This window comes from Streptomyces sp. NPDC047515, assembly GCF_040643055.1.
GTDB lineage: Bacteria > Actinomycetota > Actinomycetes > Streptomycetales > Streptomycetaceae > Streptomyces.
Genome location: NZ_JBEYTM010000118.1, coordinates 1 through 8,075 on the forward strand (window position 1 = coordinate 1; position 8,075 = coordinate 8,075).

General features: G+C 66.9%; 4 protein-coding genes and 4 pseudogenes. 3 read left to right on the forward strand and 5 right to left on the reverse strand.

The genetic code is table 11. The annotated features are described in order from the left end of the window. Together ABZ826_RS38360 and ABZ826_RS38365 are read left to right on the forward strand one after the other, a co-directional pair. A partial coding sequence (locus ABZ826_RS38360) for a group II intron maturase-specific domain-containing protein (RefSeq protein ID WP_361459097.1) occupies positions 1-939 on the forward strand: 939 nt, incomplete at its 5' end. A gap of 41 nt (positions 940-980) precedes the next feature. Next, positions 981-1,640: pseudogene (locus ABZ826_RS38365) on the forward strand (ISAzo13 family transposase); the annotation flags it as partial. Between the two features lie 459 nt (positions 1,641-2,099). Here ABZ826_RS38365 and ABZ826_RS38370 read toward each other — a convergent pair. Further along, positions 2,100-2,509: pseudogene (locus ABZ826_RS38370) on the reverse strand (FAD-dependent monooxygenase); the annotation flags it as partial. Between the two features lie 56 nt (positions 2,510-2,565). Further along, the gene (locus tag ABZ826_RS38375; protein ID WP_361459099.1) at positions 2,566-3,264 is read right to left on the reverse strand and encodes a TetR/AcrR family transcriptional regulator; all 699 of its coding nucleotides are present in this window, start codon (positions 3,262-3,264) and stop codon (positions 2,566-2,568) included. A gap of 131 nt (positions 3,265-3,395) precedes the next feature. On the opposite strand from ABZ826_RS38375, the pseudogene ABZ826_RS38380 reads away from it, so the two are divergent. Beyond that, positions 3,396-4,398: pseudogene (locus ABZ826_RS38380) on the forward strand (NAD(P)/FAD-dependent oxidoreductase); the annotation flags it as partial. Between the two features lie 69 nt (positions 4,399-4,467). Here the strand turns inward: ABZ826_RS38380 and ABZ826_RS38385 are convergent. The 3 genes and pseudogenes from ABZ826_RS38385 to ABZ826_RS38395 all read right to left on the reverse strand — a co-directional run. Then, the gene (locus ABZ826_RS38385; protein WP_361459103.1) at positions 4,468-4,962 is read right to left on the reverse strand and encodes a hypothetical protein; all 495 of its coding nucleotides are present in this window, start codon (positions 4,960-4,962) and stop codon (positions 4,468-4,470) included. A gap of 34 nt (positions 4,963-4,996) precedes the next feature. Next, on the reverse strand, positions 4,997-7,108 hold the full coding sequence (locus tag ABZ826_RS38390; protein WP_361459101.1) for an amidase domain-containing protein: 2,112 nt from the start codon (positions 7,106-7,108) through the stop codon (positions 4,997-4,999). Between the two features lie 72 nt (positions 7,109-7,180). Beyond that, a pseudogene (locus ABZ826_RS38395) lies at positions 7,181-7,984 on the reverse strand (DNRLRE domain-containing protein); the annotation flags it as partial. Positions 7,985-8,075 lie beyond the last annotated feature (91 nt).

Genomic DNA, 8,075 nt, shown 5'->3' on the forward strand with positions numbered 1-8,075 from the left:
CCGATTTTGATCAGATACGCCGACGATCTTGTGGCTCTCTGTCACAACCGTGACGAGGCCGAACAGGTCAAGGCTCGGCTCGCCGCGTGGCTGACGCCCAGGGGCCTGGTCTTCAACGAGGACAAGACACGCATAGCGCACCTCGATGACGGCTACGACTTCCTGGGGTTCAACGTCCGCCGCTATCGCGGCACGCTGCTGATCAAGCCGAGCAGGGCTGCCCTGCAACGGATTCGGGACCGGCTCTCCGCCGAGGTGGTGAACCTGAGAGGGGTCAACGCCGCGGCGGTGATTGCCAAACTCAACCCAATCATCCGGGGCTGGGCCGCCTACTACCGGGGCGTGGTGTCCAGCGAGGCATTCGCCTCGCTGGACTTTCACATGTGGAAGCTCACCTACAAGTGGGCCAAGCACAGCCACCCGAAGAAGTCGAAGCACTGGGTGGCGTCCCGATATTTCGGTCGGTTCAACCGGGCCAGGCAGGACCGGTGGGTGTTCGGTGACCGGGAGACCGGCGCCTATCTCACCAAGTTCGCCTGGACCAAGATTGTCCGGCACCAGATGGTTCCGGGCCGGGCGTCGGTGGACGACCCGGCCCTGACCGAGTACTGGGCTACACGACGGAGCAAGCGGAAACCCCCGCTGACTGCGACCGGGCTGCGTCTGCTGCAAAAGCAGCACGGCCGATGTCCGCTCTGCAACGGGCTCCTCCTGCACGCCGACCACGAGCCGCAAAGCCCATCGGAATGGGAACAGTGGCTCAAGGTGACCCGACAGGCGGTCCGCAAGAACGCGATCACCGCCGACCCAGGTCGCAGCACACCGGACAGCGCCGCCCACCTTCGCCTGATCCACACCCACTGCCACCGCTGGCGCGGTGCCAGCACCGGCAGTCGGACAGCACTGCAATCTGCCAGCGGGCCAGCAGGGCCTGCTTGAGCCGTGTGCTCGGACGACGGGCACGCACGGTTCTGAGGGGGGTGCGGCGCAGTAATGCGCCGCACCCACCCGACCACATCGGGCTGTTCGCACAGGCCGGGCGGGAATGGGCCCCGCTCGGCAGACCCGTGAAGGTCCTCGATCACGACTTCCCCTCCCAGGCGGTCGGCACCGCGATCCCCTACGGCATCTACGACGTCGGACGCAACACCGGCTACGTAGTGGTGGGCACCGACCATGACACCGCCGCGTTCGCGGTGGCCGCCCTGCGCCGCTGGTGGAAGGAGGAGGGGCAGGCCGCCTACCCGAACGCGCGCCGTCTGTTGATCACTGCCGACGGCGGCGGCTCCAACAGTTCCCGGGCCAAGGCATGGAAAGCGAACCTCGCCGCCCTGGCCACCGAGACCGGCCTGGAGATCAGTGTGTGCCACCTACCACCCGGCACGTCGAAATGGAACAAAGTGGAGCATCGTCTGTTCTCGTTCATCTCGATGAACTGGCGGGCCCGCCCTCTGACCAGCTACGAAGTCGCCCTGAACCTCATCGCGGCCACCATCACGAGCACCGGGCTGAGCGTGAACGCCCGCCTGGACGAGGGCACCTACCCCATCGGTATCGAAATCGACGCCCAGCACGCCGCCGCACTCACCATCACCCCCGACAGCTTCCACGGCGAGTGGAACTATACGATCCCGCCCCAGCCCGGCGTCCCCGCCGTGCCCCTCCAGCCACCCACCCGCCGGACCCACCCCCGTCACGCCCACACCTTCGACACCACCATGGCAACCCACCCCGTACTGACCGGAATGACCCGACATGCACTCGATCAACTCACCGCAGGCGTATGCGCGTTGATCGATCAAGTCCCCACCGGCCAGCGCCCCCGTCACCGCAAACTCGCCGTGGAAAGCATGATCCGGGCCGCCGTTCTCGATCAGCGCGGGCTGCCCTGCTCACTGACCGCCCACCTCTTCCACATCGGCGAGAACCAGATGCGCACCCTGATCAAGCAGGTCCGGCCCCTGCTCCAGCAACACGGCCACCACGCAGAACCACTGCCCATCCGACTCGTCGACCCCAGCGAACTCGCCACCTACGTCATGCACACAACATCAACAACAGGCTGACATGACACGCTCCATCAATTTATCGACGCTCCCCCGCTCGGACAGCACCGATCCGACCGCTTCCAGGCTCGTCATGAACCCCTCCATCGCCGGGCTGGGCAGCCGAGACGGGAGGGCGGCTGTGTCGATGTCGGCCGCGTCGAGCGTCATGCCCGCGAAATGGCTCAGCTCACGAGGGTCGGGCGCCTCGACCACTTCCGAATCCGCGCCCACCTTCTGCGCGTTGACTCCCGAAGCCTGCGCCATCGCTTCCAGCAGGCCGCGGCGGTAGAACGTCTCGGCCGACCCGGCGTTCAGGCCCCGCAGCCCGAACGGGAACGCCTTCAGGGGCGAGGTGAGTTCCGGGCCCCGCTCAAGGACCAGAACCGAGCAGCCGGACAGGGCCGCTCGCCGGCCAGGAACAGACCGACCGGGCCGCCGCCCGCGATCACGACGTCGTGCATGAGAGGTGTCCTTTCGAGAAACGAACGATGGGGGGCACCCGGCCAGATCGGCCGGGTCAGCACAGATGGGTGAGGCCGTCGAGGATGACGGCGATGCCGGTGAGGAACTGCTCGCGGTCGTCGTGCTCTCTCATCTGGCCGACGATGGCGTGCATGAACGGGTAAGCCCCCGGGTCGAGCCCCTGCCATGCCGTCGACGCCGCATCGAAGAACTCGTCGCGACCCTCGTCGGTGTCGATTCCTGAGGTGTCCCCCTCGATGCGGGCGTTCTGGCTGACGGCTCCGAGGATGTAGTGCACGAGCGTCGAGGCTGCGTCGAACCAGGAGGCTCGCGGCACGCCCAAGGCGCCCACCTGCCCGCCGATCCGCTCGAAGATCCCCACCGTCACCGGGCCGACCGGATTCCGGATGATCTGGAGGGTCAGCCGCGTGGCGAGCCATTGATGTGCGGCGATCGCGTCGAACAGGGCCAGCGCGACGACACGGATCTCGTCCCCGGGCGTGGCCGCAGCCCCGGCGGGCTGGGTCGCCAGCGCCGCGCCGATCACGGTTTCCGTCGCCGTGCCGAGCAGCTCGTCACGGTTGCCCACGTGGTAGTAGATCGCCCCGGAACCGGTGGACAGCCGTTCGGTCAGTGCCCGGATGGTCAGCGCGCTCTCGCCGCCCGCATCGAGGATCTCGACCGCAGTGTCGATGATCTGCTCCCGGGAGAGCACCTGGTTGCGCCGCTGTGGTCGGCGTGCTCGCGTCGTCATACCTCGATGGTGCACATTTGGTGCACCGATCCAAATTGGTGCACCGTACCAACGTGGCATACGGTCTTACTTTGGAACAGTGCACCAACGTGTTGGTCGGCCGACGCCGGTCGCAAGAGCAAAGGGGCGTCATGCACCACGTCACGATCACCGGAGCCGGGCTCGGCGGACTCACGCCGGCCCGCGTTCTGCACGTCCGCCGCATACCGGTAGAGGTCTACGAGGCGGAAGCCTCGCCCGAGGCGCGGGCGCAGGGCGGGATGCTCGACATCCATGACTACAACGGGCAGCTCGCCATCGAGGCGGCTGGGCTGATGACGGAATTCCGCGCCATCGTTGCGCCAGGCGATACGCGTTCTGGGACAGGACGGCCGTGTCCTGTTCGAGAAAGGTGACGACGGCACTGGCGGCCGCCCGGAAGCACAGCGCTCGGACCTGCGACGGATGCTGCTCGACGCGCTCCCGCACGACACCGTCCACTGAGGTCGCAAGGTCACTGGCACCCGGAGCCTCGGAGACGGCCGCCACCAGGTGACCTTCACCGACGGCAGCGCCGTCACCACGAGCGTGCTCGTCGGCGCGGACGGCGCTTGGTCACGGATCCGCCCACTGGTGTCGCACGCGACGCCCGCGTACGCCAGCACCTCGTTCGTCGAGACCTGCCTGTTCAACGCCGACACGCGACACCCGGCCACCGCCGACGCGGTGGGCGGCGGTTCGATGTTCGCTCCTGCAGCGAACAAGGCGATCACCGCTCACCGCGAGCAAGGCGACACCCTGCACGCCTACGTGTCGCTCACCAGGCCGCTGGAGTGGTTCGACGCCATCGACTTCTCCGATCCGGCCACGGCCGCCACCCGTGTCGCGGCCGAGTTCGCAGGCTGGGCACCCGAACTCACCGCACTGATCACCGGCACCGAAACCCCGCCCATCCTGCGCCCGCACTACGCCCTGCCCGACGCGCATCAGTGGCAACGGACGCCCGGCGTGACCCTCATCGGCGACGCCGCCCACCTCCAGGCCCCCAACGGTGAAGGAGCCAACTGGGCCATGTGTGACGGCGCCGAACTCGCCCACACCCTCGCGGCCCACCCCAACGACCTTGAGGCCGGCCTCGACGCATACGAGGAATCAACTGGGCGCACCATGGCGAGGGGGCCCGGCAGTGCCGGGCCCCCTGCCTGCTTGTGCCCGGATCCGGGCTCAGCTGTCGGATACCGATCCGTTCCCGCCGGGCTCCTTCGGAGCCCAGGTGGGTGGGCTGGTGGCTTCCTTCAAGCTGCCTTCATTCATCATGACTCGCCAACCGTCCTCGCCGGCGTTGCCGTCCAGCCGCACCGTGACCTCTTTGACCTGCTGGGTGCCTTGGAAGTACAGCACCACGACTTGGCGTTCGGATGCCTCGTCGTAGAAGTCCGCCGCGACTTTTCCCTGGGCTCCTTTCTGGAAGCTCTTGATCCAGTTCGCGGCCGTCTTCCGGGTCTCGCTGTCGGTGCTGTCGCTGGTCGCCAGCTTCTCCAGATCCCCGGCCTTGCCGTCGGCGATGCGCCACACGATCTCCTGGATGACTTGCAGGGAGCCGGTGGACGGATAGCCGAACACGTGCAGCGGTTCGTGGTTGGCGTAATCCGATTCGTACCGAGTGTCGGAGGAGTCGATCGGTGAGCATGCCGACAAGCCCAGCAGCAGGGTTGCCACGGTGCCGCATACGGCCCTGAGATATTTCATCGCGTCACCTGTCCTTGACCCGGACGATCAGGATCTTCTCGATCGAGTTCTTCTTGTTCTTGTAGCGGGCGATCACGTCGCTGAGCGTAGTCAGCGTCTTGATCCCGTGCTGGACGAGGTGAAGCTCACCGCGTGAATTGGCCCGTACTACCGCAGCGTGGTTATAGCGACTCTCCTGCTTCCACTTGAAGAAGATGACGTCACCGACCTGGGCCGAGCCCGCACGCGAGATGGTCTTCGCGTGGCGGTACTTGGTGACGTGACGGCGCAGGTTGTCCGCCCCGGCCCATGTGTACGTCTTGTTCTTGATCGAGCCAAAAAGCCAGTACTCCTGCCACCAGGAGTGGTCGGCTTTGCGGCCACCATTCCGGAACTTCATGTGGCCGCCGTAGTAGAGGGCCTTGGAGACGAAGTTGGTGCAGTCCTGCTTGTACTCCCACTTGGTACCGCGGTTCTTGTACGCCCAGTTCGCGGTTCCGCTCCCGTCGACGACGCTGGCCAGCGTGGCGACCCGCGATACGCCGTAGGTGACCGGGAACCCGTTGTCGTCCAGGTCCAGGGCGCCGTCGTCGTCAGCCGGGAGATCGGCGTCTTCCGACCCTTCTGGCTCTACCTGGGCCTCCGCGGCAGCGGTCGGGGACAGCGTCAGACCGGCGGAGGCGTCATCGGCTTCCGTGGCCAGCGTCACGGCACCGTCCTTGACGGTGAACGTGAACCGCTTGTCACTGCTGCCCTCGGTCTTGTCGTCGACGCCGTCCGTGCGTACCGTCTCCGACTCCTTCACGGTCGCGTGCACGATCACGTCAGCAGAGTTCGTGCCGCGGCGCACCAGCACGTCGCTCAATTCAGCGGACGCCGAGCTGTAGCTCTGGCCGCGCTGCTCCAGGGCCTCCCGTGCGCCAACGAGACCTTCCTCCTGCGCCTGGAGAAGGTCGCGGAAGACCGCCCCGTGGGAAGACTCGGCGGCGGCGTCCCCGGCCGTGAGGCTTCCTCCGGTCATGATCCGTCCGCGTGCCTCGAGGTAGTCCTGCACGTACGTCTTGTACAGGTCCGGACCGCCGGAGACCGCGGCCGGCTGGGAGAGCGCGGAGCGCGAAACAGGCCCGTTGCCGAAGGTGTTGTGTGCCGTGACCGCGACCCGGTAGGCGCGGGAGTTGTCCAGGCCAGTGATCACCGAGCGAGGCACGGTGGTCTCGACCTCGGCCACCACCAGCCCGTCAGTTGTCTCCACCTTCACCGTGTAGCCGGTCTCCTCACCGGCGGCCCCACCGGTGAGCGGCGGATTCCACCGGGCCAGCAGCCCCTTGTCGCCGGCACCGACAGCGACGTCCTCGACCGGTCCCGGAGCGGACGGTGGGACGTACTGGATAGTGAGCTGCGGCCGCTTCGCAGCGTCGCCGACCGCGGCTGAGTAGTAAGCCGCACCCGGCGCTCCATCTGCTGCTCGCAGCAGCAGACCGGTGTTGTCCCCCAACTCGGCCCATGACTGCACCATGGGGCCGAGGTTGGTGACGGTGAGTTCCTCACCGGAGGCGTAGCTGTCGTCGCTTGCGGCGGCGAGAAGTTCGTTCCCGCTCTGCGACGGGGACCACGCGGCGGCGAGCTGGAAGAGGTCGAACTTCTGAGCCGTGCACCCGGTGATGCAGTCGGCGCGTGTGAGGGACAGCTTGGCCCCGGTCACAAAGGATCCCTTGGGCAGGGACGTCAGGTCCGCTTTGATCCAAGTGGCCCAGTCGTGCCCGTCGGCCCGTCCGGCGAGGATCTTCCCGTCGGGTGTGGCAGGGCATGCGGCGTCGCAGTCCGTCGCAGCGGATGCGGCGGCGAGCTTGCCGTCGATGAGGGTGAGGGTCTTGGACTCGGGAACGGGCAGAGGCCGTACCCGCACGGTGAGCTTCTGCTGCGCGGACCAGGGTGAGCAGCCGACCGTTGTGCAGGCTCGGGCGTTCCAGTAGTAGGTGGCGCCGTCAGTCAGCACCCCGTCCGGGATCTGCACGGCGGACCGGTACCCGCTGTCCGTCCACACCGGCTGCAAGGTGAGCCCAGGAATCGGGGATCCTGCGGCATCCTTCAGCGTGAACTCACTGCTCACTCGTCCCTGGGAGGGATCGGTGACCACGGCCGACAGGATCGGCGTCAGTGTCTGCTCGGCGCCGGCCTGCAGGTCCTGCGGGATACCGGGCAGGGGACTTACGCTGAATTTGGCCCATGGCGACCACTCCAGGTTGTAGTGCGTACCGTCGTAGGGAGACGTCCGGAACCGGTAGGTGTGCCCGTGCTGGAGCCGCCCGGCCGGCACCGTGACCTCTGCCGGCTTTCCACTGGCCACGAACGGGGAGACCAAGAGATCGCCGACCTGCTTGTTGGTCGCGTCGTCGAAGATCTGGAATGTGCCGTTGACCTTGTCGCCGTCCGGGTCGAGGAACGTGTCCCTCAAGGTGGGGGTCGTCGTGTCAACGCGCCAGGTGCCCGTCTTGTCCTGCGTGTACGGAGGACCCGCCTGCTGCTTGGTGCCCGTACGCGGCCGGTAGTTGTAGTTGACCACCAGCTTCGGCGGATTGGAGGCGGCGTTGGCGGAGTTGACGCGCTTCCACTGCGCCACCACCGACTCGTCGGCGGGGCGGATGCCCATGTGGCCGCGGGTGGCCTTGGCCGACGCCCACTCCTGCACCAGCGTGGTGATGTCAGCGTTGATCCAGCCCTTGGGCTGAGTGCTGGTACACGCCGAATTGCCGCGTGTCTCGGTGGAGGTGGCCTTCTTCGCCGTCATCGTCGGGCGGTTGCTCCACCGGCTGGAGGTGGACGCGGCGCCGGAGGACCACACCTCCCACGGGTAGGCCTTGCAGTCGGTGTTGCCCGAGTGGAAGTTGTACAAAGACAGCTTCGCGTCCAGGACCAACGCGTCTTGGAACGGCGTGGTGTTCCAGGAGATGAAGGTCTGCGCAGTGCGCGGGGTGCCGTCGGCGTTCTTGGTGCCGGGGTTGCCGAAGTCTAGTGCCGGATCAGGCAACGTTTGCCCTGTTGTGATGTGACGCGCCGCCCGGGATCCTTTTCCGGACGGCAGGCGGCGGTCACCGTGTGCGTGT